General features: G+C 50.1%; 27 protein-coding genes and 1 other annotated feature. Of the genes, 15 read left to right on the top strand and 12 right to left on the bottom strand.

Translation table 11 applies throughout. The annotated features are described in order from the left end of the window. Positions 1 to 624 precede the first annotated feature (624 nt). The 3 genes from AC0LWM_RS31575 (at position 625) to trpS (ending at position 6097) form a co-directional block, all read left to right on the top strand. A complete protein-coding gene (locus tag AC0LWM_RS31575; protein ID WP_474679019.1) occupies positions 625 to 3885 on the top strand; it encodes an immunoglobulin-like domain-containing protein in 3261 nt (1086 codons plus the stop codon). A 140-nt stretch (positions 3886 to 4025) separates the two neighbouring features. Next, a complete protein-coding gene (locus tag AC0LWM_RS31570; RefSeq protein ID WP_474679021.1) occupies positions 4026 to 4502 on the top strand; it encodes an MEKHLA domain-containing protein in 477 nt (158 codons plus the stop codon). Between the two features lie 18 nt (positions 4503 to 4520). Beyond that, positions 4521 to 4784, top strand: a binding site (T-box leader). Positions 4785 to 5047: 263 nt separating this feature from the next. Continuing rightward, complete coding sequence (gene trpS, locus AC0LWM_RS31565; protein WP_474679018.1) at positions 5048 to 6097, top strand: tryptophan--tRNA ligase; 1050 nt, start codon at positions 5048 to 5050, stop codon at positions 6095 to 6097. 6 nt (positions 6098 to 6103) lie between these two features. Here the strand turns inward: trpS and xerS are convergent, their stop codons facing one another. The 7 genes from xerS to AC0LWM_RS31530 form a co-directional block, all read right to left on the bottom strand. Beyond that, positions 6104 to 7192 carry a tyrosine recombinase XerS gene (gene xerS, locus AC0LWM_RS31560; RefSeq protein ID WP_474679017.1) on the bottom strand — a complete coding sequence of 363 codons (1089 nt, stop codon included), beginning with the start codon at positions 7190 to 7192 and terminating at the stop codon, positions 6104 to 6106. Between the two features lie 133 nt (positions 7193 to 7325). Continuing rightward, positions 7326 to 7529, bottom strand: a complete 204-nt coding sequence (locus AC0LWM_RS31555; protein WP_474679016.1) for a hypothetical protein — start codon at positions 7527 to 7529, stop codon at positions 7326 to 7328. Next, positions 7526 to 8629, bottom strand: coding sequence for a GerAB/ArcD/ProY family transporter (locus AC0LWM_RS31550; RefSeq protein ID WP_474679015.1), 1104 nt, complete (start codon positions 8627 to 8629; stop codon positions 7526 to 7528). Before AC0LWM_RS31550 ends, AC0LWM_RS31555 begins: the two co-directional genes overlap by 4 nt. A gap of 3 nt (positions 8630 to 8632) precedes the next feature. Further along, complete coding sequence (locus tag AC0LWM_RS31545) at positions 8633 to 9814, bottom strand: Ger(x)C family spore germination protein (protein ID WP_474679014.1); 1182 nt, start codon at positions 9812 to 9814, stop codon at positions 8633 to 8635. Beyond that, complete coding sequence (locus AC0LWM_RS31540) at positions 9811 to 11298, bottom strand: spore germination protein (protein WP_474679013.1); 1488 nt, start codon at positions 11296 to 11298, stop codon at positions 9811 to 9813. The genes AC0LWM_RS31545 and AC0LWM_RS31540 overlap by 4 nt, the downstream gene beginning before the upstream one ends. 201 nt (positions 11299 to 11499) lie before the next feature. Then, on the bottom strand, positions 11500 to 13302 hold the full coding sequence (locus AC0LWM_RS31535; RefSeq protein ID WP_474679012.1) for an ATP-binding cassette domain-containing protein: 1803 nt from the start codon (positions 13300 to 13302) through the stop codon (positions 11500 to 11502). Next, positions 13295 to 14194 (bottom strand): energy-coupling factor ABC transporter ATP-binding protein, encoded by a 900-nt coding sequence (locus AC0LWM_RS31530; RefSeq protein ID WP_474679011.1) that lies wholly within the window; start codon positions 14192 to 14194, stop codon positions 13295 to 13297. The genes AC0LWM_RS31535 and AC0LWM_RS31530 overlap by 8 nt, the downstream gene beginning before the upstream one ends. Positions 14195 to 14302: 108 nt before the next feature. On the opposite strand from AC0LWM_RS31530, the gene AC0LWM_RS31525 reads away from it, so the two are divergent. Beyond that, complete coding sequence (locus AC0LWM_RS31525; protein WP_474679010.1) at positions 14303 to 14875, top strand: biotin transporter BioY; 573 nt, start codon at positions 14303 to 14305, stop codon at positions 14873 to 14875. 397 nt (positions 14876 to 15272) lie between these two features. Here the strand turns inward: AC0LWM_RS31525 and AC0LWM_RS31520 are convergent, their stop codons facing one another. After that, complete coding sequence (locus AC0LWM_RS31520; protein WP_474679009.1) at positions 15273 to 16151, bottom strand: AraC family transcriptional regulator; 879 nt, start codon at positions 16149 to 16151, stop codon at positions 15273 to 15275. A 127-nt stretch (positions 16152 to 16278) separates the two neighbouring features. Here AC0LWM_RS31520 and AC0LWM_RS31515 point away from each other — a divergent pair, with 127 nt between their 5' ends. From AC0LWM_RS31515 to AC0LWM_RS31485, 7 genes are all read left to right on the top strand, one after another. Continuing rightward, positions 16279 to 17256 (top strand): Gfo/Idh/MocA family protein, encoded by a 978-nt coding sequence (locus tag AC0LWM_RS31515; RefSeq protein ID WP_474679008.1) that lies wholly within the window; start codon positions 16279 to 16281, stop codon positions 17254 to 17256. Positions 17257 to 17287: 31 nt separating this feature from the next. Next, positions 17288 to 18274 (top strand): Gfo/Idh/MocA family protein, encoded by a 987-nt coding sequence (locus AC0LWM_RS31510; RefSeq protein ID WP_474679007.1) that lies wholly within the window; start codon positions 17288 to 17290, stop codon positions 18272 to 18274. A gap of 244 nt (positions 18275 to 18518) precedes the next feature. After that, entirely contained in the window at positions 18519 to 20447 is a 1929-nt protein-coding gene (locus AC0LWM_RS31505) for an ATP-dependent DNA helicase (protein ID WP_474679006.1), read from the top strand. Between the two features lie 2 nt (positions 20448 to 20449). Further along, a complete protein-coding gene (locus tag AC0LWM_RS31500; RefSeq protein ID WP_474679005.1) occupies positions 20450 to 20749 on the top strand; it encodes a DUF6509 family protein in 300 nt (99 codons plus the stop codon). 44 nt (positions 20750 to 20793) lie between these two features. Further along, a complete protein-coding gene (locus AC0LWM_RS31495; protein ID WP_474679004.1) occupies positions 20794 to 21138 on the top strand; it encodes a YojF family protein in 345 nt (114 codons plus the stop codon). Between the two features lie 25 nt (positions 21139 to 21163). Continuing rightward, entirely contained in the window at positions 21164 to 21820 is a 657-nt protein-coding gene (gene bshB2 / locus AC0LWM_RS31490; RefSeq protein ID WP_474679003.1) for a bacillithiol biosynthesis deacetylase BshB2, read from the top strand. Positions 21821 to 21973: 153 nt separating this feature from the next. Next, complete coding sequence (locus tag AC0LWM_RS31485) at positions 21974 to 22297, top strand: c-type cytochrome (protein WP_474679002.1); 324 nt, start codon at positions 21974 to 21976, stop codon at positions 22295 to 22297. A gap of 87 nt (positions 22298 to 22384) precedes the next feature. Here the strand turns inward: AC0LWM_RS31485 and AC0LWM_RS31480 are convergent, their stop codons facing one another. Continuing rightward, positions 22385 to 23005 carry an SCO family protein gene (locus tag AC0LWM_RS31480; RefSeq protein WP_474679001.1) on the bottom strand — a complete coding sequence of 207 codons (621 nt, stop codon included), beginning with the start codon at positions 23003 to 23005 and terminating at the stop codon, positions 22385 to 22387. Between the two features lie 191 nt (positions 23006 to 23196). Here AC0LWM_RS31480 and AC0LWM_RS31475 point away from each other — a divergent pair, with 191 nt between their 5' ends. Genes AC0LWM_RS31475 through AC0LWM_RS31460 form a run of 4 tightly spaced genes read left to right on the top strand, consistent with a single transcriptional unit; the run spans position 23197 to position 24685 of the window. Next, on the top strand, positions 23197 to 23517 hold the full coding sequence (locus tag AC0LWM_RS31475; RefSeq protein ID WP_474679000.1) for an ArsR/SmtB family transcription factor: 321 nt from the start codon (positions 23197 to 23199) through the stop codon (positions 23515 to 23517). After that, positions 23504 to 23953: an SRPBCC family protein gene (locus AC0LWM_RS31470; RefSeq protein WP_474678999.1), complete on the top strand. Its 450-nt coding sequence runs from the start codon at positions 23504 to 23506 to the stop codon at positions 23951 to 23953. Before AC0LWM_RS31475 ends, AC0LWM_RS31470 begins: the two co-directional genes overlap by 14 nt. Before the next feature lie 34 nt (positions 23954 to 23987). Next, complete coding sequence (locus AC0LWM_RS31465; RefSeq protein WP_474678998.1) at positions 23988 to 24326, top strand: YciI family protein; 339 nt, start codon at positions 23988 to 23990, stop codon at positions 24324 to 24326. Further along, positions 24320 to 24685, top strand: a complete 366-nt coding sequence (locus AC0LWM_RS31460; RefSeq protein ID WP_474678997.1) for a hypothetical protein — start codon at positions 24320 to 24322, stop codon at positions 24683 to 24685. Before AC0LWM_RS31465 ends, AC0LWM_RS31460 begins: the two co-directional genes overlap by 7 nt. A 90-nt stretch (positions 24686 to 24775) precedes the next feature. Here AC0LWM_RS31460 and AC0LWM_RS31455 read toward each other — a convergent pair whose 3' ends face one another. From AC0LWM_RS31455 to AC0LWM_RS31445, 3 genes are all read right to left on the bottom strand, one after another. Next, positions 24776 to 25396, bottom strand: a complete 621-nt coding sequence (locus AC0LWM_RS31455; protein ID WP_474678996.1) for a DNA-3-methyladenine glycosylase — start codon at positions 25394 to 25396, stop codon at positions 24776 to 24778. 122 nt (positions 25397 to 25518) lie between these two features. Beyond that, positions 25519 to 25662 carry an alpha-hydroxy-acid oxidizing protein gene (locus tag AC0LWM_RS31450; protein ID WP_474679020.1) on the bottom strand — a complete coding sequence of 48 codons (144 nt, stop codon included), beginning with the start codon at positions 25660 to 25662 and terminating at the stop codon, positions 25519 to 25521. Then, positions 25599 to 25832 carry a hypothetical protein gene (locus AC0LWM_RS31445; RefSeq protein WP_474679022.1) on the bottom strand — a complete coding sequence of 78 codons (234 nt, stop codon included), beginning with the start codon at positions 25830 to 25832 and terminating at the stop codon, positions 25599 to 25601. The genes AC0LWM_RS31450 and AC0LWM_RS31445 overlap by 64 nt, the downstream gene beginning before the upstream one ends. Positions 25833 to 26503: the final 671 nt, after the last annotated feature.

Raw genomic sequence — 26503 nt, 5'->3', positions numbered from 1 at the left:
GAAAGTACCGCAATGCACAAGGAAGAAGAACATCGGAAAGCCGGATGAGGGAAAACCTCACGTCCGGTTTGATGAGGAGGGGCTGAATTACTCAGCCCTTTACTCTACTTTACTATCGCGAATGCATTACAGTTAACTTTCGTTAATTGGATGCGATCTTTAACTCTGTTAAGATAGTTAAGCTTCTAGGACAAGTCGAAGGGAGGAGAAAGATCATTTATGCCCGCAAGTTTAAATCATGAAGGTCTTAGGAGGAGGAACCGTCGCATTCGGTCTTTTGTTTTTGCGGCGGCATTGTTATTAGTATCGATATGCGCTATGTTGGCCGTTCCTCATGTGTTCGCCGATGATCATCTGGATCAGTCCAATGACGAGAGTACGAATGGACTGCCTCTTAACTACGCCGGACAATCTTTCAAAGCGGGGAAAACAGGTTGGTTGTACGATATTGAGTTGAAAATGTTTAGAAGTAGCCCGGGAGATCCGACGATCAACATAAGCATTGTTCAAGGAGAAAGCCAACACGGCGGAGGAACGGTGCTCGGCTCGGCAACCTTAATAAAACCCAATATTCAGGGTTTCAATCATTGGATAAAAATCAGATTTTTTGAAGGTGTGCCTGTCGTGGCCGGTCAAATGTATACGATTCAAGTGAACTCGGATCTGTCTACTGCCGTGCTTTGGTATTGCGCGAATTATGGCAGTTATTCGGACGGTAAATTATTGAACAATAATAAATGGTCCAATCTAAGCGACACGGCATTCAAAACCTATGTGTGGGAAACGCAGCAAGACTTCACGACAACGTTAAGCGTGGAATCCAAAGATGTGATCTATAAAGATAGCAATACCGTATCTGCCGTCTTAACCAACGGTGGACAGCCGCTCGCAAACGAAAAAGTGACGTTTTCCGTCAATGGAATGCCGGCGGGTTTCGGGTATACCGATTTGACGGGCAAAGCTTCGCTAAATCTGTCCACGAATGTGCAGGCCGGAGTGTACCATGTCCAGGCAGTATATGATGGAAGCTCCAACTATCGTGGGTCTAGCGGCAGCGGAAGCATCACGGTATTGCCGCGTCCTGTCACGATTAGCGCGAATCCCGCGACCCGAATGTATGGGGATGCTAACGGCAGCTTCAACGGCACATTTTCGGGTTTAGCAGCTGGAGATACCCCGTCGTCGCTAGGGGTGGTGATATTTTCGACTCTCGCGAATGTGACGAGTCCCGTCGGCACTTACCCCATCGTTCCGTCCGGACAGATCAGCAATCCGAATTACACGGTAACGTATATAAACGGGACGCTGAACGTGACCAAAGCCCCTCTGCGAGCAACGGCCACGGCAAAAACGAGAACGTACGGCGAAGCAAACCCGGAATTGACGGGATCCCTAACAGGGTTGAAAAATAACGACCCGATTACGGCAAGTTACGGTACGGTCGCGACGGGAACGAGTCCGGTCGGCAGTTATGAGATTGTGCCGCATCTGACAGGTAATGCTGCCACATTGAATAACTACGATGTAATCCAAACGAATGGCATTTTGAATGTAACCCCAAGACCGCTGACGGTGAAGCCGAAATCTGTCTCGCGGTGGATTGGATATCCGAACCCCGAGCTGACGGGTTCCGTGGAAGGCATAATTGGAAGCGACGGTATCGAAGCTTCTTTCACGGCAAGCGCGGACGAGCATAGCGCGGCCGGAGATTACCTCATTACGGCTAACATGAATGATCCCTTAAACCGGTTGACCAATTACGCGGTGCATAGGGACATTGCCTATCTTCGGGTCTACGATTCGCCGCAAATAACATATTCCGCCGGCGACAGCGCGGACCGCGTTACCGGAAATGTATCACTGCCGGATCAGGATGGCGCCGGCGTCGGCATTGCATGGGCATCATCAGACGAGCAATTGTTAAATCCGAATACCGGCGAAGTAAAACGGCCGCATTACGATGATGGAGATGCAGTCGTTGAGCTCACTGCAGAGGTTCTGGCGAACGATACGGTATATCGAAAGACATATCCGCTTACGATCAAAGCAACCGAACTGACGGATTTGGAAGCGATAGAGCGGGACAAGTCCGCACTAACGATTACCTATGCCCCGGGGGATCGTCAGGATGCCGTCACGCAGACGCTTGAACTGCCTGCCGCAGGTACCTTCGGCACCACCGTCCATTGGACCTCGTCACATCCCGAAGTTATCGATCCGTCAACAGGGAAGGTAAATCGACCGACGAGCGGCAAAGGAAACGTGGTCGTTTCGTTGGAAGCCGCCATTTCTCGCGGCGGCGAAAAGACAGTCCGAACGTTCGAGGTCACCGTCGTGCATGTGCCGGCAGCAGCTCAAAAACTATCTTTTGACAAAATGAGCTATGAGCTTGCCGTTGGACAATCGAAATCGCCGGTTCTCACCGTCGCTTACGATGACGGCAAAACTTATCCGGTCACGACAGGCGCGGTGCTCTCCGTTTCAAATCCGGAAGTCTTGCGGATAGATAGCGATGGAGCCGTAACCGGATTGATTGAAGGGCAGACGGTGTTGACCGCCGTATATCAAGGTTTGAGTGCTACGTCGATCGTACGGGTGCAGCGACCTATTGTTGTCGTGCCTCCTGATTCCAACACCAATGTTAGTCCTGGTCCTGGAGCCGGTACAGGAACTGGAACTGGAACTGGAACCACTTCTCCTGACAAGAAAGAAGAGAAACCGGAGCTTGCGTTAACGGTTGATTTTGCGGGTACTGACGGCAGCAAGCATGCGGTCGACATTAACGTGGACCAAGCCAAAAAAGGTCTGTTCGTTATCCAATCCAGCACGGATGGGGGGACATTCACGCTATCCAATTCCGTGTTCGAAGCGATCAGACTCATGAATCGGGAAGGCGTTTTCGAATTTCGGACCGGAAATGCGTCCTTCCGGCTTCCTATTCGAGAGATGGAGGAACAAGCGTCTGCCAGGTCAACGCTAGCGACCGTTCCAACCTTTCAATTCCATATAGCCGTAGGCGTTGCGGACACGAGGAGCGGCGCGCCTCATGATGAAGCGTTAGGAGAGACGGAGTGGCTTTCGAAGCTCATGCGGTTTGACATCTCATTGACCGATGAAACAGGAGCGGTAATTCCGATAACCTCGTTCAAACGGTATGTCGAACAGACGATTTCCTTGGGTGGCCGGCGTGTGCCGGATACTGCGACGGTAGTTCGATGGGATGAGCGGCAAAAGCAATACCGCTTCGTTCCTGCCCATTTTGAAACCGAGAACGGACAAACTACAGCCGTGCTGCAAAGGAAAGGCACAAGCTTGTATGCAGTCGTCAATAGCCCCGTTCAGTTTGGAGATATGCGGGCGCATTGGGCTCGCCAGGAAGTAACGCTGCTGGCTTCCAAGCGGATCTTGGAAGGCCGCGCCGCCGACTCGTTCGACCCGAACGGCACGATAACAAGAGCGGAAGCAGCCGCTATGCTGGTAAGAGCGTTGGGACTCGACGATGCTTCAGGAAAGTCCGTTTTCCCCGATGTGAAGGGAAATTGGTATGAAACGATCGTTCAAACGGCCTATCAAGCCGGTATCATTCAAGGCTACGCAGACGGTAAGTTTCGACCGGAGGCGAATGTCTCCCGGGAAGAACTGGCAGCGATGTTGATTCGAGCGATGCGTTTCACGGGTATTCAGGCGACAGACACCGCGAACGATATCCATTTTACCGATAAGCGGCAAATCTCTTCTTGGGCGCTGGAAGCTGTGAATGAAGCCGTAGAACTCGGATTTGTTCAAGGCGACAAGCAAGGAGCGTTCCGGCCGGGACAGCTGACCACCCGAGCGGAGATGGCGGTTACCGTATACCGGATGCTTCAGCGGTTGAAGTTTATTTAGCATGTGAAGGCTGCCGCTCAAGGCAGTTCTTCATTGTTTCGCGATGTGCTTTTTTCCGCGGCTATTGTCTATCATTTCTCGCTTCGCTATACTGATTGATTATGGAACTATTCTAGCGGAATCGAGGTTATGTCGCAGTGATGAACAATCCCATTCGAAAAGGCGCAGGCGCTACCGCCGAACATGCCGTGCTCATGGCGGAAAGCTACCGCAGGTGGACAGGCCTGGAGCTTTTCCCGGATTTGAACTACGGGCAGCCGGAGTTGTTGAAAGAACAGTTATACCATGCGCCGATTATCTTGCTGTCTCATGGAACGGAAGCGAGTCCGGTACTCAATTACGGCAATGCATTGGCGCTTAAACAATGGGAGATGGATTGGGCGACTTTTACGAGCACGCCTTCCCGCGAAACGGCGGAACCGATGCTTCAGTCCGACAGGCAAGCGTTTCTTGAGCAAGTGGCCGCGTACGGTTATGTAGACAAATATACCGGCGTACGGATCTCCAGCTCCGGGCAGAGATTCTACATTATCGATACGATCGTATGGAATCTGGTTGACGCGGCGGGTCAATACCAAGGCCAGGCGGCAGCTATTGCCAATGTTCGATATTGCTGATATAATCGGTTCAATTTCATATTCGCGATGATGAAGAGGAGTACACGTTGCACAAGGGTTTCAGAGAGCTGATGGCTGCTGCGAATCAGTATCCGGGCAATGTCGAATGGACTTCGGAGCGCCAATCCGAACTCGTTGGAGTGTAGGCAAGGCGGAGCGTCTCACCGTTACAAGAGACAGGGTATCGAGAACGGCTTGCCGCCGCGATCCGTACCTGGATGAGCGTGTTTGCGTTGCGCAAACAAATGAAGGTGGTACCGCGAAGATAACTTCGTCCTTATATAAGGACGAAGTTTTTTTTTACGATAAAGAAAGTTTAAGTTCGCCGAAGCATTAAAGCGAAAGAAAACTTTCTTTACCAAGAAAAGCTTCCTCTTACGCAGGGTCATTCTTCGTGGAAAGGGCTTCGAATAGAAGCTTTTCTTATTTGATTTTTTTTTATTTGAAGTAATTTTGAGAGGGGGTGGTGGTCATGGAAGACGGCTGGTGGTGGCGTGATCGAAACGGAGATTTGCCAAACTTAAACGACAAATGGAGGAATGACAATGACAAACGCAACACATGCTGCAATTGCAGCGAACGTATCAAACGCAGTTCAACCCGCTCAAGAACGCATATTAACCGGAGATCGCGTCACCGGCAAGCTTCACCTTGGCCACTACGTCGGCAGCTTGAAGCAAAGGGTGGAGCTGCAGCATCAATATGAAACGTTTATTCTGCTCGCTGACGTGCAGGCGTTAACGACGCATTATGATCGGCCGCAACTGATCCGCGACAATTTGCGCCAGATTGCGCTGGATTATTTGGCCGTCGGCATCGATCCGGATAAAGCAACGATTTTCGTGCAATCGCTTATTCCGGAAATTGCCGAAATGACGGTGTATTTCTCGATGTTCGTGACGGTGAATTCGCTGCGGCACAACCCAACGATCAAGTCGGAGGCGCTGGAAAAAGGATACGACGACCTTTATTACGGCTTCCTCGGTTATCCGATCAGCCAAGCGGCCGATATCGCTTTTTGCAAAGCAACGCTCGTTCCCGGCGGGGAAGATCAAGTGCCGCATGTCGAGCAAGCACGCAAAATCGTCCGAAGATTCAACGAGCTCTACGCTCCGGTGCTGGTCGAGCCGCGAGCCTTGGTCGGATCCAGGCTGGAAGGACTGGACGGCAACCGCAAAATGAGCAAGAGCATCGGCAATACGATCGATCTGGACTCGACTCGCGAACAACTTGCCGAAAGCTTGAAGAAAGCGAAAACCGATCCGGCTCGTATTCATAAGCATGATCCCGGACACCCGGATAGATGTCCGATTTATACCTACCATAAAGAGTTTCGTTCCGAGCGCGCGGAGGAAATCCATGCGAGCTGCACGAAGGGAAGCATCGGTTGTGCCGACTGCAAGAAGCTGATCGGCGATACGCTGAACGCCTTCATGGAACCGATGCGCGAGCGGCGCGAGTTGTATCGCAGTAGGCCGAAGCGCATCGATGAAATTCTTATTGCAGGAACGGACCGCGCACGTGAAGTGGCGAAAGAAACGATGCAAGAGGTCCGCGAAGCGATGGGACTGAACTATTTTGCCGGGAGATCGTAGTCAAGGTTACTCTGCCGAGTCCTTCAAACGGTCGATTGCCTCGGCCATCGTTTTATCGGTCAAATGCGCATAAATTTGCGTCGTTTCCGGCGAAGCGTGCCCAAGCTGCTCTTGCGTTTTGTACAGGTCGTTACGCAAATAATAATCGGTCGCGAACGAGTGGCGAAGCTTATGTACGGATAAGTAAGGCTTGCCGAAACGTTTGGCGTATTTGATCACCATTTCTTGAATCGCTCTCTTCGTCATCCGCGAGCCGGCGTTTTTGCCGTTGGCGATGGCGAGGAAGAGCGCTTTTTCACGTTTAGGCGCTTTATATTGAGTTTCGCGCAGCTCGAGGTAGTCGGTCAGCGCTTCGATCGCATCCTGGCGAAAATAGACCGGCGTCTTGAACGTATCGTCATTTTTACCTTTGCGGTATACGTATGTAAGCTTCTTCTTGAGATCGATGTCATCGATGTTCATATTGATCAGCTCCGAAACACGAAGTCCCGAATTCAGGATTAAGCTGACAATGCAAACGTCGCGCGTTTTGTTATGTTCATACGAATAGATGGCTTGTTTGTTGCTTGCGACATCCTGCCCGTAACCGTTCTTGATATAATCGATAAACTCGATGATTTCCTGCTCCTGCAGCAGCTTGCCTTCCAGCTTCGCGGCGGTATCCTTGGGCTTGTGTGTTCGCTTAATCGTCACTTTCGCCATCACGTTGCGCTTGAGCAAGGGATAGAAGTTTTCGTCCTCGGCAATTTGGCTCAAATAATGAAACAAAGAGCGGAGGGACGATAGCTTGCGTGAAATCGTCGTTTTTGTATTGGCTTGCTCCTTGCGCGTAGCCAGGAACATTCGGTAGGTGTCGACACTATCCATGCTCAGCCTTTCCAAATCTTCGATCGGAATCGTCTGGAACGACGTGCCGGTCGTCAGACCTTCGGCCAGCATCCAGGAAAAAAACGTTTCGTAGTCGCGGACATATTCCAACAACGATGACGGAGACAGGTCCGGCAGCTTGAAGTTGATGAATTTCTCGACATACCAAGGCATGAACGGTACTTTTTTGTCCAGCTCCTGGCGGTCTTTCACTTTAATGATGTTCATGATCGTCACCCCGCGTAGTCGTCAACCTCAATAAAGTGTTAACATAAATATAATTATGTTAACTCCAAACAAAGGTTCTCTTGTCTAAATTATAACGAATCCCGCAAGGGAAGGCGATAGTCAAATCGTCACCTTACAAACCGAGCCAATCGAAGAATAAACTGATCCATGGATTCGGGGTAAACTTATTGTCCAGGAAAATGCTGATCCATTCCGCAATGCCGAGCAGAACGATGGTCACGAATAAACCGATCTCTTTCGTGCTCTTGTTCTGGCGAATCATAATAACGATGCTTATAACCATAGCGATGGCCGTGAAAAGCAGAAACCAGATCATGACGAAGAACCTGCCTTATGCTTACCCAAGCTACATTTGCTCCAATGGATAACGAGCAGAACAAGGGGGAGGAAGATACTGAATACACCCGTATATTCAAAATCATAACGTTTGCTGAATGCTATATTTTCCAGCACATTATCGTACCCAAGCGCAAGTCCGGAAATGATCAAAATAAGCGAAAATGCAATCCAGCTCCTGTCGTTCACGCGAAATAATTGCCCAAGTCCTGCCACTGAGCAATAATAGGTGATGGACAGCTTAATAAATATTGCAACGAGTAGAATGAGCGCGATGGTCGATTCCAAATGCTCGAAAAATGTCCCGATATGTATTTCTTGCACGATGACGAACAGAGGGTACGTTTCATGAGAAGAACGCGAAATGCCAAGCACGCCGATCGTAAAAAACACAATCGAGCTAAGCGATAGTGCGGCGGCTATGGCGCCTAGCATAAAACCCGTTGTTCTTCTGCTGCTGACGTATGGAAACAGCATCATAAAAACGATCGTCTCCATAAAAGGAAAACCGAAGATAGCTCGGGTTTCCTTCATCGTGGTCCAAACATCCATCCGGAACATGCCGTCAAACCGTTCCCAATCCCACTCGGAAAGCGCGATGCAGAAAATAAACAAAAAAGCGAGCGTGACGATCGGAAACAAGATTTCCGTCGACCTGGCGATCGCCTCCATTCCTTTGATGACCGTATAACAAATGACGAATAGAAACATGACATGGAATACGGTAATCGGGGTGCGCGGCATCAACGTTTGAGTCATGAAATCGCCGAGATTCCGGATGACAAAAGAGGAGAGATGCACGAAGTACCCGATATAGAGCAGCGCAATCAGACCGCCGACCGACTTCCCGGCAACCTTGGTACAAATCTGAATCAACGTAAGGCCCGGATAATAGCGGGCCAGCCTGATCCAAATGAGCGGAGTCAAGATGCCGGCAATCCCTGCCCATAACGGAATGATCCATGCGTCTTGCTTGGCGGCGGCAATCAGTCCTCCGGGACGGAGAAAAAACGAAGTGCCAAGCAAATAACTAAAGATTAACAGAAAAAACTGCCATGCGCTAATTCGGCCCCGCTCCATCGGCTAGCCCCCTTTATAAGGATCGATGATTTCCCCGATATTGGTAATTCTGCACTTTACGGTGATGAGCAATCTCGTTTGATTCCAGCCGTTTTTTTGACGTTGGACGGCTTCCCACGCTTTGCCCCGCTTATTTTTTATTTTGTCCTCAAGACCGAATAAATCCCAATTCTTGTTCATCGCGTCTTTGAACAATTCAGTAGTTTTATCGGCCACTTGCCGGTCGAAAGCTTCCTTGATCTCGTTCATATTTTCCAACGTCATTTTTTTGTTCTGATTATTGTTCATAATGGTGAGCGAAGTGCTGATATCGACTTTCCATACAGGTGCCCCGGAATCGAGAATAAGGCGTTTTCGTACTTTAGGTTTGGTAGCCTGAAGATCCACCATGCTTCCTTGAAGTGACAATGTTTCAAAAAAGGTTCGGCTTTCCCCCTTCAATAAAACGTAATAGGCCATTTGGTTCAAACCGATCTTGCCGATCATTCGGTCCTGCTTGAACACGGCTCCGCCGCTCAAAACCAGATTGCCCTTATTCGCATCCACATGCTCGAAGCGATCTGTATCGGACCAAGGCTTGGAGCCGCTAAGTCTTATCATCGGAAGCACGGTGAGAACCGAGGATTCGAAATGCTCCGTCAAATCTTTGACACGGGACTTTTTACTGACTCTCCCGGTTGATTCTGCCTCGTGTTCAACAAGAGAACGAATGGCTCTCCCCGATAATCTTTCCAAAGGGGTATAGGTCATCATGATGTCTGAAATCGGCGAATCCGCAACGAATAAGTAAAGGTTGGAACGCCGGTTATATTGTCTTTCGTAGAAATTAAGAAATTGCTTTAAGCCTTGCCTGGCATAACGTTCTGAAATGACCTCGGATTGGTAATGGTCGGGGAACAAGTTCCGCGGCAACATGCCCGAAACTTTCAGCCCTAGCTCCGAGATGCTGTTAGCTTTGACGGTATACGTATAGAACGGGGATTTGATGCCTGCATTGTTCTGAGCGGAAACAGCCACCGGATTGACGATTTGATAATAAACGATTTGCTTGCCGGTTTCCGGGTCAAAATCGGCTCCGATCATCTCGCCGATGGCCAATTCGTTGATTTCGACCTTGTCCCAGCAACCCGTCAGACACCAGGTACAGACAGCAATCAAGATGAGCTTGAGATAGATGCGGTTCATGAGCTTCCCCTTCGTTTTTTCTTCGTTGGATTCATTTTGGGGTATGACTTCATCCATTGACGCGGAACTCGAATCAGCGTATCCTTCCAGTCCGTCACGATCGCAGGTGCTACCGGAGAAAGATAAGGGACGCCAAACGATTTCATGGAGGCGAGATGAACCACGGTGAACAGAACACCGCAGAAAACGCCGAATAATCCCATGGATCCAGCCAGAATCATATAGAAAAATTGCAGCAGCCGCTGCGTAATGCTGAAATTGTAAGCCGGAGCCACAAAGTTGGAAATCGCCGTTACCGCTACGACGATGACCATCGCGGCGGAGACAAGTCCGGCCGTAACGGCGGCTTCTCCCAAGACGAGGGCACCGACAATCGATATGGCTTGCCCGGCAATCCGGGGCATTCGCAAACCCGCTTCGCGCAGCACTTCGAACGTGACCATCATGAGTAACGCTTCGACAATAGCAGGGAAAGGGACTCCTTCGCGCTGCGCGGAAATGTTGATGAGCAAGGGATGGGGAAGAAGCTCCTGATGATAGGAGACAATGGCAACATAAAGCGCCGGCACAAAAACGGCGAGCAGGAAAGACAAGATGCGGAGCAATCTTAGGATCGTCGCAATATCGGCTCTTTGGTAATAGTCTTCCGGCGAAATAAACGATTGAAAAAAAGTAACCGGGCCGATCAGCGAATCCGGCGATCCGTCGACGAGCACGCATACCCGGCCTTCCAGAACGTTAGCCGCCACAATATCTGGCCGTTCCGTGTTCAGCAGCGTCGTGAAGGGGGAGAGCGTTTTATCCTGGATCCACTCTTCGATATAGTTGCTGTCCAGCACACTGTCAATTTGAATGGCGCGTATTCGGCTGCGGAACTCTTCAACGACCTCGACGGGAGCGACATTTTCCATGAATAGCATGTGGACTTTCGTTTCCGTGTCAGTCCCGATGATGAATTGTTCGATTCGAAAATGAACGCTTTTGATCCGTTTGCGGACAAGGGATATGTTGACGTTAATGTTTTCCGTGAAGCCTTCCTCGGGTCCTTGCACCGTCGATTCGATCAGAGGTTCCGACACGCTTCTGGACGGTGTCTTGGACGCATCCAGCAGCAAAATTTGGCCGGAATTCGAAAGAGCCAACAGGCAAGCTCCGTTCATTAGGCTTTGCGTACAATAGCTTAAATCGTCGGAAACCGCAACCGTGCTGAAGGGGACTCGGTTCTGTAGCGAATGGACGATCGTTTCCGTTGAATCGAGCTCGTTTAGGACAGTATCCGCAGCCATGAATTGCAGCAAATCGCGCTCGATTTTCATGGTATCTACCAATGTTTCGATGAATATACAATCGCCTCTCAGGTATGGCGATAGTTGAAATGAACGGATCACGAGATCCGGAGGATGATGCAAAATGCGCCTTACATCGGCAGCGAAAGTACTCGAATCGGTTCCGCATTCATTGTGTGTCGTATCTTCAGTCTGCATGATAGGGCTCCTTAACGGTTGCAATGATACATTCCATTATTTCCAGGTAGTGGTGTATGATATGCACAAAACGGCTTTTGAATCGAGTGGGGCAAAAATCTCAATCTGCGTTATTGCAGCGCAAAAAGCGCCGAAAGGTCGGCGCTTGTCATAGATTTGTCTATCTAGTGGAGATTGGTCAACCACCGTAGTTGGGGGTGATTAAGTCGTATAAAAGCGGAGTACGATAAGGACCGAAAGTATAACCGCAGCTATAGCAATACAGTACCCATCCCTTTGTCGAAAATAGAGTCGGAACGACCGTGTAGGCGCATGTTGAGCTTGCCCGACGCCCCTCGCGATCAGGATGACGGACAATGCCTCGCCGAGCCTTAGCAGGGCCATCATATACGGGATGACGATCGCCCGAATTTGTCCGGGCGGAACCCGACCCGGGCGAACCGCGTATTTACCGCGCGCAGCGCCGATACGGGCGAAACGGTGCCACTCCTCGAGCAGGATCGGTATGAACTTGACGACGAGCGAAGCCGTCATCGCAAATGGCTCGACGGGTACTTTAAGGCGGTTCAGCCCGTGCAAGCCTTGCTCCAGTGCACGTTTCAACAGGACCGGCCGAATACCCGATAGGAGGACGAATCCAATCAGCATAATCATAACGAGCAGGCTGAAATAATAAAACGTTGCGCCCGCCGGTTGAAGGGCAAACGATACATAATTTGCAATGCGCCAGACCGTGCCGGCTTCGCTGCCGCTCGTCGGCGGGATATATTCGCCGAAGGTAAGACCGGAGAACAGCGACAACACAACGGCAACCGTTGTGAGGCCAACGGCAGGGCGCGACCATCGCTGGAACGGAACTTCGGACAGCCAAACAACGATGGCAGTTAGGCAAGCACTTGCTAGCCAGCCGATCCAGCCGGTCTGGAGCAAGATCCCCGGTGTCATGAGCATATAAGCTATCCAAATCGTGCGAGGGTCCAAGCGCTCCAATATGGAGCCCGGTATCTCTTGTATAGGACGTGTTTCATTGGCGAAGGGAGCCGGTACATCTTCTACAAGATTGGCAGTTCCAGTGGAGGCGTGCGGAAACCCGGATTGTGGTTCTGCCGATCGTACCGAGTCCGCGGTTGTCTCCAGTGTTGGATCGTTTGCCGTTGCAGCCCAATATGCCTTTATTGCATCGGCTATGTCTGATGCTTCCGCGCAGTGCGGAGCAAGATCTACACCGCTTTGACGGAGCAGCTGCATCGTCCGCCAGCGGTCCGGCAGAGCAAGGCCGGCCTGATGCCATACCTCAGGCTTGTCCATGAGCTGCGGCGGTGTACCGCTCCATAGGATACCGCCCTCATGAAGAAAGAGAATTTGATCCGCCGTATCGAATAATGGCTCGGGGTCATGTGTTGCAATGATCGTGCCGAGACCTGCGGCTTTGCGCTCATTCAAATAAGAGCGGAACCTGCGGACCGCCTCCCGATCCAGGCCGGACGTCGGTTCGTCGAGCAACAGCCATTCCGGTCCGCACGCTTCCAGCAGCGCCATTGACAGCCGGCGCTGCTGACCGCCGCTTAACGCGAACGGCTCCCGGGTCAGCCACTCGTCAGGCTGACCTAGTGTCCCGGCTAGCGATTCGCGGATCCGGCGGTCACGCTCTTCCGGCTGCAGGCGGTACGGCCGCAAGGAGTAGCGATACTCCCCGGCCACGGTTTGCGCGAACAGCTGCTGCTCCGGATGCTGCATTGCGGTGCCTATCCGATGCAGCAGATGCTTCGCCGGTTTGCGGCGGGACGGCGCGCCTTGCCATAGCGAATGCCCGCCGATCTGTATGCTGCCCGCGGCAGGCTCGCGCAAGCCGGATAGCATCTCCAGCAGCATCGTTTTGCCGCTGCCGCTCCGGCCGCACAGGAACGTGACCGTTCCAGCCGCAAAATGGTGCGAGAGGTTCGAAAGTACAACCGAACCGTCGATATTGACGGCTAAACCGTCGATCACGAGGTCTTCAGCCATGGCGAGCCACCGCCTTTGCCAGTTGCTCTGCCGTTACAGGGAGTGGACGTATCATCGGGGCTCTGGTACGGAGCAGCTGCCTTACGACTTGCACGGCGAAGGGCGGTTCGAAGCCAATTGCCTCGCATGGCGATTGTGCGTCAACTTCTCCACCACTGGAATTGTGCGACGGCTCTCCGTCATTTCTTTCGTTTGTTCCAGCTCCTGCTGAAACGGTTAACGATTTCCCGTAGAAGAACGACTCCGTTGGACCGTCAAATTGGATTTCTCCTTCTTGCAGCGCGATAACCCGATCACCGAGCCCGACTTCTTCCATATGGTGTGTCAGCCAAACGACGGTAGTTCCGGCTTGGTGTACGGATTGTACCGCTTTAAGCACTTGCAGCCGGGAACCGGAATCGAGCATCGAAGTCGCTTCGTCGAAGAGAAGCAGGGGAGCTCGAGCAGCCAAACAGCCTGCCGTCGCTACAAGCTGCCGTTGCCCGCCCGACAGTTCCCTGATCGGCCGATGCATGATGGGTTCCAAACCGAGCTGACGAAGCGACGAAAGAGCGAGATGATGGATCGCATCGGGATCTTCGCCTCGCGCCTCGAGAAGAAAAACAAGATCTTCCCAAGGCGTCTCGCCGAACAGCTGCTCTTTATGCTGCATGACATAAGGAATCGGCATCGGGCCGACAAATCCCCGATCGACGGTTCCTTCGTCCACGGCAAGCACCCCGGACAACAGCTGAGCCAAGGTTGATTTGCCGCTGCCATTGCGGCCTACGATGCTGACCCATTCTCCAGGGTGAACCGTCATATTCATATGTTGTAATACAGGAACAGGCTCCTGTCCCCGTAACCGATGTACCGATACATGCTGTAATACGAAAGGTTGCAAATTCTTCATTCGTTCCACCAAAAATCTTTCTTTCAATTTTCCCGATTGCTGTGGTACAATCCCAATTGTCAACTTCATATACTTGTAATAGGTTAACAAAAGAGAGGGGATTGTTCAATGCAAAATTCAGGATGGAATGTGCGGGGCATCGTATTCACTGCACTATTCGCCGCCGTATTCGTCGTCTTTAGCTTAATCAAATTATCTCTGGGGTTCAATAGCGTTCCTTTTACTTTGCAAAATCTAGCGATCATGCTCGCGGGCGGATTGCTTGGCGCGAGATACGGTTTTTATAGCATCGGCCTTGTTGTTGTCCTAACAGCCATCGGATTGCCGCTCCTGCACGGGGAAGGAGGATGGTCGCTCATCATCGGCCGAACCGGCGGGTTTATCTGGATGTTCGCAATTGCCGCATTTGCGATTGGCTGGATCTCGCAGCGAACGAAAGGGAAGGGGATCGTTACATATGTCACCTTGGTGATTACAATGTATGTCTTTGGCGCATTGCTGCTGTATGCAGGCGGCGTTCCGTGGTTCGCGCATGTCACGGGATATTCCCTGAATAAAGCTTGGTCGCTTGCCGGATACCCGTTTCTGCTGCCGGATTTCCTTAAAGCCTTGGTCGCTGCGGGCGTTGTCATGTACTTGCGCAAATATGTGCCCGTGCTGATCAAGCCGAGAAAAGCTTAATAAAGACAATTCGAATAAACCGGGGATCGGATATCCTCGGTTTTTTTGATGGATGAATACGCCGGGTTAAACGTTACTTAATTAACATAAAATAAATTATGTAGACCAATATTGCTATATTAGTAAAGCATCATTCCGCAAACTCATAAACTTAATGTCATTAAATATACTTTCGATTTATTAATGCCATTAATTAAAATAAGTTAACGGCATTAATTAAAATACTCGATGATTTTATAGCCTTATTTAGCATATGACACTCGGTACTGACCCGCCGGCGCACCTGACTACATGCTGGATGCGACGATGCCGCCGGATTGACATTCCATGCACATCAGCGAGTGTGTTCATCTGTATACGAATGCGCCGAAAAGACGGCGCTGGCCGGTCATCCTTGTCAGCGGCTGTTCCTTAGCAGTTTTTTGGCATATTCCTTCGGGGTACAGCCATTATATCGTTTGAACAATTCATAGAAATGGGCCATGTTCTCGATGCCTACGTTCGCGGCGATGTCCGTTACGCTTTCCGGCAACGTAATCAACAGTCGTTCGGCTTTGCGAATTCGCTGACGGTTCACGTAATCGGTGAACGATACCCCAACGCATTTTTTAAAAAATTTAGAGAAATACGTATAACTCATTCCCGCAATGCGGCTGACCTCTTCCATATCGATTTTTTCCGCCAAATGATTGTCGACGTAATCGAGAATAGGCCGCATGACGGCCGCATCGACATATTCGAACGGCTGCAGCAGCTCCCGCCGGTCAAAGCGCAGCAGCGTCAGCAGCAAGTGCTTGATGTGCATGCTTGCCGCGATCTCGTATCCTTTTGCTTTGCTCATGATTTCGCTATGAATTTCGACGATGATCCGGCCGATTTCTTTCTTAGCCCGTTCATTCTCCACAAACATATAATTCAAATCCTCAAGCGGCCGCACCATCTCGGAAAAATGCCGGTAATACATCATCATGGCCGGATCGAAATAAGGCTGGAGATCGACGTGCAGCACGATATACACCAATGGATCGTCTTCCATCTTATAGCTTGTATGAAGCTGGGAGGAGCCGATCAAGACGACGTCCCCGGGGAAGAGACTGTAGGTGTTGTCGGGCGTTCGGATGTCGAGCCTTCCTTCTTGCACGATAATAAGCTCTACTTCTTTATGATAATGCCACATGCTGCCGGGCGGCTTCTTCGGGTTTGTATCGACAAACTGCCACACCTTCATGCATAGATGCTCGTTCTGATAATGAATCGGTTCTTTATAAGTCTCCATATCAACTCACCTTGTCCAGCAACTGCAAATTTGGATATAAAAAAGACAAAACCCGTTATTTTTATTGACATGACGAATCGATATGATTCTGTAAGTAGTATACAACAAAATAAGGAGCGAGTCAGATATGAAAGTAGCGGTTGTTGGCTGTGGAGGCATGGGGAACTGCCATGCGCACAGTTATGCAAGAATGCCGGGCGTGGAGCTGGTAGGCGTCTGTGACATCATTCCCGAGCTTGCGGAATCGGTTGCGCGAAATGTGGGTACGACAGCTTTTACTTCGTTTGACGAAATGATTTCATCCGTCCAATTTGATGCCGTGAGCGTAGCGGTACAGAGCTTTTTGCATAAAGATGTCGTGAAACAAGCGGCAAGAGCCGGCAAACATGTTATTTGCGAGAAACCGATCGCGCTGAACCTAGAAGATGCAAAAGAGATGATGCAAGTGTGCGAAGAGAATGGGGTTCGCTTATTCGTCGGTCATGTGGTGCGATTTTTCCCCGAGTTCGTGCAGATGAAACAACAGATCGATGCTGGTCAGATCGGCAAAGTCGGCGTCGCGAGCGCAAGACGCGTCGGAGGACATCCGGGCGAAGCGAAGGCTTGGTTTAAGGATGCGGACAAAAGCGGCGGCGTCATCGTCGATTTGATGGTGCACGACATTGACTTTATGCGCTGGGCGCTTGGTGAAGTCAAATCGGTATACGCGATGAACAAATGCGACAACGACATGGATTATGCGCTTGTGACGCTTGTGTTCGAGAGCGGAGCGGTTGCGAATTTGGAAGCGTTCTGGGGATATCCGGGATCGTTCCGCTATGCGACCGAGTTCGCAGGCTCTCAAGGGCTTATTCATTGCGACAGCGTCAACACGCAATCGCTGCAAATCCGCAAATCCGCTCCTCAAGAAAGCGGCGAGCGAGTGGTGGAAATCCCGCAAAGCCCGGGATTCCGCGATCCTTATTATAATGAGCTTGCGCATTTCCTTACTTGCATCCGCGATGGCAGCGAATCGATCGTTACGGCACAGGATGGCTGCAAAGCGTTAGAAATCGCCGTGGCTGCGGTTGAGTCGATACGTACAGGCAAAGCGGTTTATCTGTAATGGATGCATCCAATCAGGGAGGGAACGTTTCGTGAAAACTTTAAAGGTCGGGATGATCAGCTTTGCGCATGGGCATGCGTACAGTTATTTCAATAGTTTGATGAGTTTGCCCGAAGTTCAGATCGTCGGTATTGCCGATGAAGTGAAGAGTCGAGTCGAAGGTCTTATCGACCGTCACAATTTGCCTTATTATGCGGATTATAAAGAGCTGCTTGCGCAGGAGATGGACGCCGTCGTCATTTGTTCGGAAAACGCTTTCCACGCTCCAATCACGATTGAGGCCGCCAAGGCGAAGAAGCACGTATTATGCGAAAAACCGCTTGGTACTTCGATCGACGAGATGAAGCAGATGATCGATGCATGCAAGGAAAACGGTGTGCAGTTGATGACCGCTTTCCCATGCCGCTACTTGGCTGCGGTCATTGGTGCCAAACAAGCGATCGATCGAGGCGAAATCGGTGATATTGTTGCTATACGCGGAACGAACCACGGCGGCAATCCGGGAGGGTGGTTCGTGGATCATAAGCTGTCGGGCGGTGGTGCGGTATTGGATCATACGGTGCACGTCATGGATCTCATGAACTGGTTCCTGCAGTCGAAGGTTAAGGAAGTTTACGGTTATGCAGCAACTCTGTTCAACGAAGGCCTTGGTATCGACGATGCTGGCATGGTGCATGTGAAATTCGAAAACGGCGCATTTGCGACACTGGATCCGAGCTGGTCGCGTCCGAAATCGTTCCCGACTTGGGGCGACGTTACGATGGAGATTGTCGGTACGAAGGGCGTCATCTCGGTCGACGGCTTCGCGCAGAAGAACGATCTGTACAGCAACGAGGCTGGCAAAGGGGTATACTCCTTCTGGGGAGACGACATGGACTTTTACATGGTGCAAGACTTCGTTAAAGCGCTGGTTCGCGGCGAACAAGTGCCGATTACGGGCGAAGACGGCTTGCGTTCGACGCAAGTTGCTCTTGCAGCCTATGAGTCTGCGAAGTTGGGGCAGCCGGTCGCTCTGTAGCCATTTAAATATTTACGCAAAGAAGCATGCTCAATGGAGGCATGCTTCTTTTTTTCGGCTGAGGCTACGCGATGGGAACCAACCAATCGATGCACCTTACTACATATCTAAATAAGGCCCATTCATTCCTAAATCCCTAATATTCACTTTGTTCAGTCGTAATCCCTCGGTTTTTTCGTATTTTTGCGGTATAATGTTGAAATGTTGCTAAGACGTAATTGAACGAGATGGAGGCACCGCCAGATTGACGACTTATCCTTTTGCATTTGATCCATCCAAGCCGTTTATTGAGCAGGCCAGCGATTGGATTGCCGATGTATTTTACGAGATTTTGCCCGAGGCCGGATTCGAAATCCGCGACGAGCAGATTTATATGGCTTTTCAGCTGGAAAGGGCGTATCGCGAGAAAACGACGATATTCGCCGAAGCCGGCGTTGGTACCGGCAAAACGCTTGTCTACTTGCTGTACGCGGTCGCGTATGCGCGGTATACAAGAAAGCCCGCCATTATTGCCTGCGCAGACGAATCGCTCATCGAGCAGCTGGTCAAACCCGAAGGAGACATTGCCAAGCTCGCCAGGCATTTGAACTTGACCGTTGATGCGCGTTTAGGCAAGTCGCCGGATCAGTATATTTGTCTGAACAAGCTGGATGATGCCCGTTCCGGAGGAAACGATAGCGATCGGTTTATCGATATTTTTACGGGGCTGCCGCATTTTGTGCATTTTCCGGAGACGCTGCAGGCCTTCCACCCTTACGGCAACCGCAAAGATTATCCCGATCTGACGGATGAACAATGGAGCCGGATCGGCTGGGACGTATTTCAGGACTGCCTTGTCTGCAACCAGCGGCACCGCTGCGGACAAACGATATCACGGGAACATTACCGGAAGGCCGCCGATTTGATCATATGTTCCCATGATTTTTACATGGAGCATGTGTGGACATACGAATCGAGAAAACGCGAGGGCCAGTTGCCTCTGCTGCCGGAGCATAGCTCCGTTGTATTTGACGAGGGGCATTTGCTCGAGACCGCGGCGCAGCATGCATTAACGTATAAGCTGAAGCATTCGTTGTTCGAAAGTATCATTGTACGGCTGCTGCAAGGCGAAATTCGGGAGACACTCGCTTATGCGATCGAGGAGGCCATTGCGCGAAGCGAGTCTTTGTTCGCTTGTCTTGATCGGTATAGCCGCAAAGTGGTCGCATCCGACTACAAGGAAATTGTGTTAAACGATGAGCTGATGCATGAAGTCAGCCGGTTTAGGGACCAGATTGCCGTGATCGAAGAAGAGCTTGTTTTTGAGGGCGGATTATTCACGATCGATGATTATCAGCTGAAAATTGTCGAAGAGCACCTGGAGATGATCCAGCTTGCGTTAAGCTTGTTCAAGCAGCCGAAGTCGCTCATTTGCTGGATGTCCGAGGATCAAGACGGAAGCACTTTAGTCATCATGCCGAAGATGGTAAAAGAAGTGCTGAAGGACATGGTTTTCTCGAAAAAAATGCCGGTCGTGTTCTCCTCCGCGACATTGTCGGTCGACGGTTCCTTCGATTATATATCCAAAAATCTCGGCATCGAGCAATTTTTGTCCTTCTCCGTACCGTCGCCTTACGATTACGCGGAGCAGATGAAGGCGGAGATTTTCCTGGACGACCGATTCGAAGACAAAATCAATCGAGTACTCGAATTGCTTGCGCTATCGGACGGACGCGCTTTGATCTTGTTTCCTTCCCGGGAAGAGCTGCAACGTTTCAAAAGCGAAATGGACGTTCATCCGAATGCCGCGGCGTATCGTTACTTGTATGAAGGGGCAGGTGAAATCAGCCATCTGATCTCAACCTTTCAGCAGGACGAACGAAGCGTATTGTGCGCCGTAACGCTGTGGGAGGGGCTCGATATCCCGGGGCCGTCCTTATCGCATGTCATTACGTGGTCGCTGCCTTTTCCGCCGAACGATCCCGTCTTTGCCGCGAAACGAAACGACGCCGGCGATTCGTTCGAGGAAGTGGACATGCCCTATATGCTGCTGCGGATGCGGCAGGGCATCGGGCGGTTGATTCGCTCACGCGACGATAGCGGATTTGTCTCGATCATCGGACAAGAACTAAGTGAACCGGCGCTGCGGGAACGCGTGACGACTTACCTTCCTCAGCCGGCAGAAAGGGTGTAGACATGTTAACCATTACGGAATATAGCGTAGAACTGGTGAAAGATCCGTTCGGTATTTTGACAGGAAAGCGATATGAGTTCATACTGGATATTGAAGTGCCCGAGGATGATGAGTTATTTTCCGAGAACGGGTTGTATATTCGCGTCATTTACGGGGTTGAAGAAAACCGATCCCGGATCGTCAAATATGAGATTTTCGAAAAATCAACCGACAAGTACGTTGATGTCGAGCTCGAAGACGAGGAAATGGCTGCAGTCGAAGCTTTCTGCAAGGAAAATTATACGGTCGCGGATAACGAATAAGCAGTCCGCTGCAGGAAATAGATGAGGAGACGGGAGGAACGACGATGCAACGTTTGAATCAAGCGGTAGTTCAGCAGATGCTCGATCGGCTTAAGGATCAAGATCTGTATATCCATCTTGAAATGACGACCGGCGCGTATGCTTCGCACGTGGATAGCACGAAGCACCAAGCGGCGAATTTTTTGAAAAACGCCGTCATCCGCTATACGAACGGAACGATTGCGGGCGATGGGCCTTTTCGAGTCGGACTGAAAATGACGCACGGTTGGGTGTACACCGAAGGGCTTACGCATTATGAAGAAACCGAAACGGAACGGTTGATTCTGGCCGGCCATGATAGCCAGGATAAGCTGGTCGTCGCCTTGCAGCTGAGCAAGGAACCGTTCTAAGGCGAGACGAGGGGAGAGGATATAGATGACACAACGCATTCTTGTCGTGCTTCCGCATCCGGACGATGAAGCATTCGGCCTGGCGGGCACGCTCGCCAAACGTATACATGAAGGAGCCCATGTAACCTATGCGTGCTTAACGCTTGGGGAAATGGGCCGCAATATGGGGAAGCCGCCGTTCGCAAACCGCGTGACACTGCCTATGGTTCGTCGGACGGAGCTGGAAGCTTCTTGTGCAGCGATTGGCATTCAGGATCTCCGCATGCTGGGCTTTCATGATAAAACGATCGAATTCGAAGACCAGGACATGCTCGAGTGTCGGATCAACGAGCTGATCCAGGAAGTGAAGCCAACGCTCATCGTGACCTTCTATCCGGGCTATAGCGTACATCCCGATCATGATGCTACCGGCGCAGCCGTCGTCCGGACGGTAGGCAAGCTGCCGAAAGCGGAAAGACCGACGGTTCACGGCATTGCATTTTCCAAAAACTGCGAGCAGGCTCTTGGATTCCCTGATATCATTAATGACGTTAAAGATTACTTGAAGCCGAAGTTAGCCTCGATCCAGGCGCATAAATCGCAATTTCAAGTCGTCGAGCTCATGGGCAGCAAGCCGGTGACGGACAAAGAACTGCAGGAACGTTTCGGAACGGAACGGTTCTGGACCTACCAATTCGAATGATTCATTCGGATTGGTTTTTTTTTAGAGATTCAAACATTGCTCACAAATATCCGTTTATTTAGCCCGTTAGAGTCATGTTCAATCGGAGCAAATTCAGCAAAAATGGATGTAGTACGTGGAAAAAGGTTTTAAATATGGAGAGGAAGTGTAGCGATGAAAACTCATTTTCGATTTGTAGGGTACTTCATTTGTATCGCGGCGATAGCCGGCAGCTTATCAGCCTGCGGCAGCAATGAAGCAAAAGGGAACGCGAGTACGGATGCCGAAACGATCTACAAGCAAAATTGTTTGTCCTGCCATGGCGCGGAGCTGCAAGGTAAAGTAGGGCCCAGTCTGAAACAAATCGGGAGCAGCCTCACCAAACAAGAAATCACCGATATTCTGCACAACGGGAAAGGCGGCATGCCGAGTTTCGAGAAACGGCTGGACCAAACTCAGATCGATGCGTTGGCCGCGTGGCTGGCGGATAAAAAATAGTTGTACGGTGCGCCTGCAGCCTGATCGATCGGTTGTCGAAAAGGGCTGCAGGCTGTTCTTGATTGTTCGCTGTAAAATCAAGTTCCATTATGATGTCGCTTCCGTAACGAGCGATTCGATATCCTTCAAAATTTGAGCGGTATCCATATCCTCGCCCATTTTGTACACTTTACGAATTCGCTGCCGCGCATCGATTAGTGTTAACGAAGTGACATTGTGCGCAAATTCGCCGTCGCCGAATTTTGTAATCGATATGCCGTATTGCGAAGTGACCTGACGCGTATAGTCTTCATCTCCCCGCAAAATAAGCCAGCCAGCCTGGTCCATCTTCATCCGTTCCGCGTAGCTCCGAAGGACATCCGGCGTATCGTTCTGGGGATCGAACGTGATTGCGACGAATCGGACTTTATCCCCGAACCAATCTTTTTTCTTTAACTCCTCTTGCATCTTGACCATATTCAAAGTTGTTACCGGACAAATATCCGGACATTGGGTGAATATAAATTCCATCAAAACGACTTTGCCGGCGTTTCCTCTTGCCTGAACCGTTTTGCCGTCCCAATTCTGCAGTTTGAAATCCGGCGCGTCTTTGATAACGGGCAAAGTACCTTTGCTAGCGAATAACAGATAAAGTAAATACGCGCTTATGGCCACGAGCAGCAGGAAGGTAACGGTCAATAAGCGGCGTTTTTGCATGGTTTGACGCATCGAATCTCTCCTTTTCTTGGAAATAACATCATCATTGTACCCATCACCGCAATGATTTCACTATGGCTCGAAGGTGCTATATTACGCTTCGCGTACTGCGGAAATATGACAAATCAACGAAAATATAGAGGAAGAGGTCATTTTTATTAAATTAAGTTGACACTTAATTAAGTATATACTAAAATGAAATCGTGATCCAGACAACCCTTAACGCATTGGTAGAACCTCGACGTCGCGAAATACTTATGCTCGTCCAAGGAAGTGAACTGACTTCAAGCGCCATTGCCGCGCATTTTGACATTTCCGCTCCGGCCGTATCCCAGCATCTCAAAGTGCTGGAGGAATCGGGGCTTGTCACGGTGCGCCGTGAGGGAAGCAGAAGGTATTATCAACTGAGAAAGGCGGGATTTGCGGATGTTAAGGCGTTCATCGACCAGTTCTGGGACGATGCGCTACTGTTATTAAAGGAAGCCGCGGAAAAGGAGGAGCGTCAAAAACATGGCGACGGCTAAATTAGGCGACTCCGTGATTAAGCAGATTTTCATCGAATGTCGCCCCGAAACTTTGTTTTCCTATTTTATCGATCCTGAAAAAATGACCCATTGGATGGGGCGTTACGTCCTGTTGGAGCCCAAGATCGGCGGAGTATTCCGCATCGATTTTAACGGAACCGATGTCGCCCTTGGGAAATACATAGAACTGATTCCTTACGAGAAGGTTATCATCACATGGGGCTGGCGCGATTCGACGGTTTTGCCGCCAGGTTCGAGCACGGTTGTATTTGAGCTGCGCGCACAGGACAACGGAACATTATTAACACTAACACATTCCGGATTGCCTGCAACGAAAATGCCCACCCATTCGAAGGGATGGCATTATTATACCGCTCGATTGCAGGTTGTTGTATTGGACAGAGATCCGGGACCTGATACATTTTCGAGGCCGTAGCTATTATAAATCCAATGTAATTGGGGGAAATCCAATGAAGTTTATGTTGATGTCCTATGAATCGGAGGAAGATTTCGCAGCAAGAACGGACAATGAGCGGAAAGAACAGTATTGGACGGAATGGAAGGCTTATTTCGGAGTGATGAACGATGCAGGCATTCTCGCATATCCGGGGAACATTCTTCAGTCCGGCAATGCGGCGCTTACCGTAAGACGTATTGATGGTCAGGCGCAAGGTCCTTATGCGAATACGAAGGAGCAGCTAAGCGGCTATTGGATCGTCGACGTACCCGACGTGAATCAGGCGTTGGAATGGGCCAACCGTGCGCCTGCGGCAGTTAACGGAGCTGTGGAGATTCGTCCTGTATGGTAACCGTGTTGCCCCAACCGACTCCGGAAGAGCGATACGCCTTGATTATTCGCCAGCTTCTCGCCCAAGAAGCAAAAGTCAGTTCAGAATCCGATTCCACGAAAAGACGGTTCGGTATGTCCGGCGGATTGAAGTTCGCGGGTAAACTGTTCGCCTTTCTGGCCAAAGGGAGGCTTATCGTCAAGCTGCCGAAGCAGCGCGTGGATTGGCTTGTCGACGCAGGTTGCGGCGAGCGCTGCGAAATGGGCCGCGGCCGCGTTATGAAAGAATGGATTGCGGTGAGTCCCGATTATCAGACGGACTGGCCGGCACTGGTATCCGAAGCGAAAGATTTTATTTCCGACATGCGTGATAACGTCTAGACGAAGTGAGAGACAGGTCGAAGCTCGAGAGGCTTTGGCCTGTTTTTGTGTGTGTGGGAAGGACCTGAAGCTTGAATTCAGCTGCTAAGATTATGGAAGGACTTCATCCTTGCCATACTGCCAACCTTTTTTCGGTACAAATGGACTATCCTTCTCCCAAAAACGCCATGGGTAATGTTTGGCTTCTCCGCTATTTTGAATGCCAATTCTAGGGCCAGCAGATATCCCTTTTATTTCTCTTCCTTCTGCAATGTACAACGGAGGTTCGAATAACGGTCTTCCGTAGTCTTCTATTACGATTCCAAGGGATTTTGTTAATTTTCCGGGCCCGTTCGCAAGTTCCTTTAAAGGCTTGTGACCTCCTCGCCGTTCATGCATCAGATCTATTCCCGTATGGGGTTCAATGGATCGAATCAGTACAACCTCAGGTTCGTCAATTTTTCCGCTCACCACATTGAGTAAACAATGCGTATGCATCACATAAGTATAGGCGTACCCCGGCGGACCAAACATCACTTCGTTTCTTGCCGTCCTCCGGTTCCCATAACTATGCGCGGCATGATCACCGGGTCCAACATAGGCTTCTGTTTCAACGATCCAACCTGAAGCTACCCCAGAATCCGTCACTTTGACCAACAACATACCGAGCAAGGATTGAGCTAATTCAAGCGTAGAGCGCTGTTGAAAAAAAGCAGCATTTAGAGGTTTCATTGGTTACTCCTTTGATTTCAGAAACTCTTCGTCTAATTCCGGGGAAATTTGTTGTGATGACAAACGCTTTGAATCCAGAATCTTTGGCGCATTTCAGAAAGCATTTTGTAAGTTCGTGATCCTTAGGGGGATACAGTTTCGCCATCGGGGTGAAGAATCGTATTGACGTCAATCGGCGCCAGCAGGAAGGGAACCGGGGATTTCATTCCGAAAATCGATATCGAAAGGTCGCATTTGGAAATCTCACAACAAACCCTTGGCCTGATCCGATTTTGAAAGGCATCAACATTGCCAAGGTGCGTAACTCCACCCCAGCAGCTCCATAAACGTAGCCAAATTGCGCGGCAGCGAGAATTTTTTTTGCCCGATTCTCCCATTCATCAAACGATACCGGTAAAAGTTTTGCTGCTTCATCCCCGCACTGATAAATATCCACTTGAAAATTATCGCTCGCTATGTATAGTCACTAGGCTCCTCCATATGGATTGCTTTTCAATTCCTAACATATAACCAATCACCTAAATCCTAGCTTGGACAAATTCATGGAATTTAGTCACTAGAAAGTTGTATTCCTGCATGGCCGATACTACAATGCTGAATGCACATTCGGACTCTATGTCCCAATGATCCGATGCGGCAAGGATATTTCTTCCCGGAGAAGTCGGAACACTGATCACATCAAATCAATTTCTTCACTCGAGAATAGAGAAGAGCAGGGGAAGAATCAATGTCCAAAGAAAGTTTGTATCGAACTGAGACATCATCTTGATACTTGCTCCGTAATTTATGATAAGAGAGAGGGGCCGAATAAGTTAACGGGAACCGATAAGCGGATAGAGCATATCCGCAAAATCGGAGTAGCTGAAAACGAGCACGACGCCAACGAAGAGAGCGGCAGTACGATCGAAGCGTGAATCCGGGAATATTGCAAAAAAAATGACGAGAAAGGATGAAGATAATTATAACGCTTACATATTCGCAGTAATCAGTGCAAAGATCAGTTGAGTCTATATAATTGTGTAAAATGCTAGGTTCTCTAAAAAAGGGGGAGCCATAGGCAGAATCCTCGTTTAGAATGTAGTTGTCGAGACCCATTCAGAGGAGGAA

This window comes from Paenibacillus sp. sgz302148 (assembly GCF_056120465.1).
This window is presented reverse-complemented; position numbering and strand designations above follow the sequence as displayed.

Bases quoted from the DNA above. Each gene is read 5' to 3' on its own strand.
- AC0LWM_RS31570 (WP_474679021.1), top strand. From the start codon at position 4,026: ATGAACAATCCCATTCGAAAAGGCGCAGGCGCTACCGCCGAACATGCC.
- trpS (WP_474679018.1), top strand. From the start codon at position 5,048: ATGACAAACGCAACACATGCTGCAATTGCAGCGAACGTATCAAACGCA.
- xerS (WP_474679017.1), bottom strand. From the start codon at position 7,192: ATGAACATCATTAAAGTGAAAGACCGCCAGGAGCTGGACAAAAAAGTA.
- AC0LWM_RS31555 (WP_474679016.1), bottom strand. From the start codon at position 7,529: ATGATCTGGTTTCTGCTTTTCACGGCCATCGCTATGGTTATAAGCATC.
- AC0LWM_RS31550 (WP_474679015.1), bottom strand. From the start codon at position 8,629: ATGGAGCGGGGCCGAATTAGCGCATGGCAGTTTTTTCTGTTAATCTTT.
- AC0LWM_RS31545 (WP_474679014.1), bottom strand. From the start codon at position 9,814: ATGAACCGCATCTATCTCAAGCTCATCTTGATTGCTGTCTGTACCTGG.
- AC0LWM_RS31540 (WP_474679013.1), bottom strand. From the start codon at position 11,298: ATGCAGACTGAAGATACGACACACAATGAATGCGGAACCGATTCGAGT.
- AC0LWM_RS31535 (WP_474679012.1), bottom strand. From the start codon at position 13,302: ATGGCTGAAGACCTCGTGATCGACGGTTTAGCCGTCAATATCGACGGT.
- AC0LWM_RS31530 (WP_474679011.1), bottom strand. From the start codon at position 14,194: ATGAAGAATTTGCAACCTTTCGTATTACAGCATGTATCGGTACATCGG.
- AC0LWM_RS31525 (WP_474679010.1), top strand. From the start codon at position 14,303: ATGCAAAATTCAGGATGGAATGTGCGGGGCATCGTATTCACTGCACTA.
- AC0LWM_RS31520 (WP_474679009.1), bottom strand. From the start codon at position 16,151: ATGGAGACTTATAAAGAACCGATTCATTATCAGAACGAGCATCTATGC.
- AC0LWM_RS31515 (WP_474679008.1), top strand. From the start codon at position 16,279: ATGAAAGTAGCGGTTGTTGGCTGTGGAGGCATGGGGAACTGCCATGCG.
- AC0LWM_RS31500 (WP_474679005.1), top strand. From the start codon at position 20,450: ATGTTAACCATTACGGAATATAGCGTAGAACTGGTGAAAGATCCGTTC.
- AC0LWM_RS31495 (WP_474679004.1), top strand. From the start codon at position 20,794: ATGCAACGTTTGAATCAAGCGGTAGTTCAGCAGATGCTCGATCGGCTT.
- bshB2 (WP_474679003.1), top strand. From the start codon at position 21,164: ATGACACAACGCATTCTTGTCGTGCTTCCGCATCCGGACGATGAAGCA.
- AC0LWM_RS31485 (WP_474679002.1), top strand. From the start codon at position 21,974: ATGAAAACTCATTTTCGATTTGTAGGGTACTTCATTTGTATCGCGGCG.
- AC0LWM_RS31480 (WP_474679001.1), bottom strand. From the start codon at position 23,005: ATGCGTCAAACCATGCAAAAACGCCGCTTATTGACCGTTACCTTCCTG.
- AC0LWM_RS31470 (WP_474678999.1), top strand. From the start codon at position 23,504: ATGGCGACGGCTAAATTAGGCGACTCCGTGATTAAGCAGATTTTCATC.
- AC0LWM_RS31465 (WP_474678998.1), top strand. From the start codon at position 23,988: ATGAAGTTTATGTTGATGTCCTATGAATCGGAGGAAGATTTCGCAGCA.
- AC0LWM_RS31460 (WP_474678997.1), top strand. From the start codon at position 24,320: ATGGTAACCGTGTTGCCCCAACCGACTCCGGAAGAGCGATACGCCTTG.
- AC0LWM_RS31455 (WP_474678996.1), bottom strand. From the start codon at position 25,396: ATGAAACCTCTAAATGCTGCTTTTTTTCAACAGCGCTCTACGCTTGAA.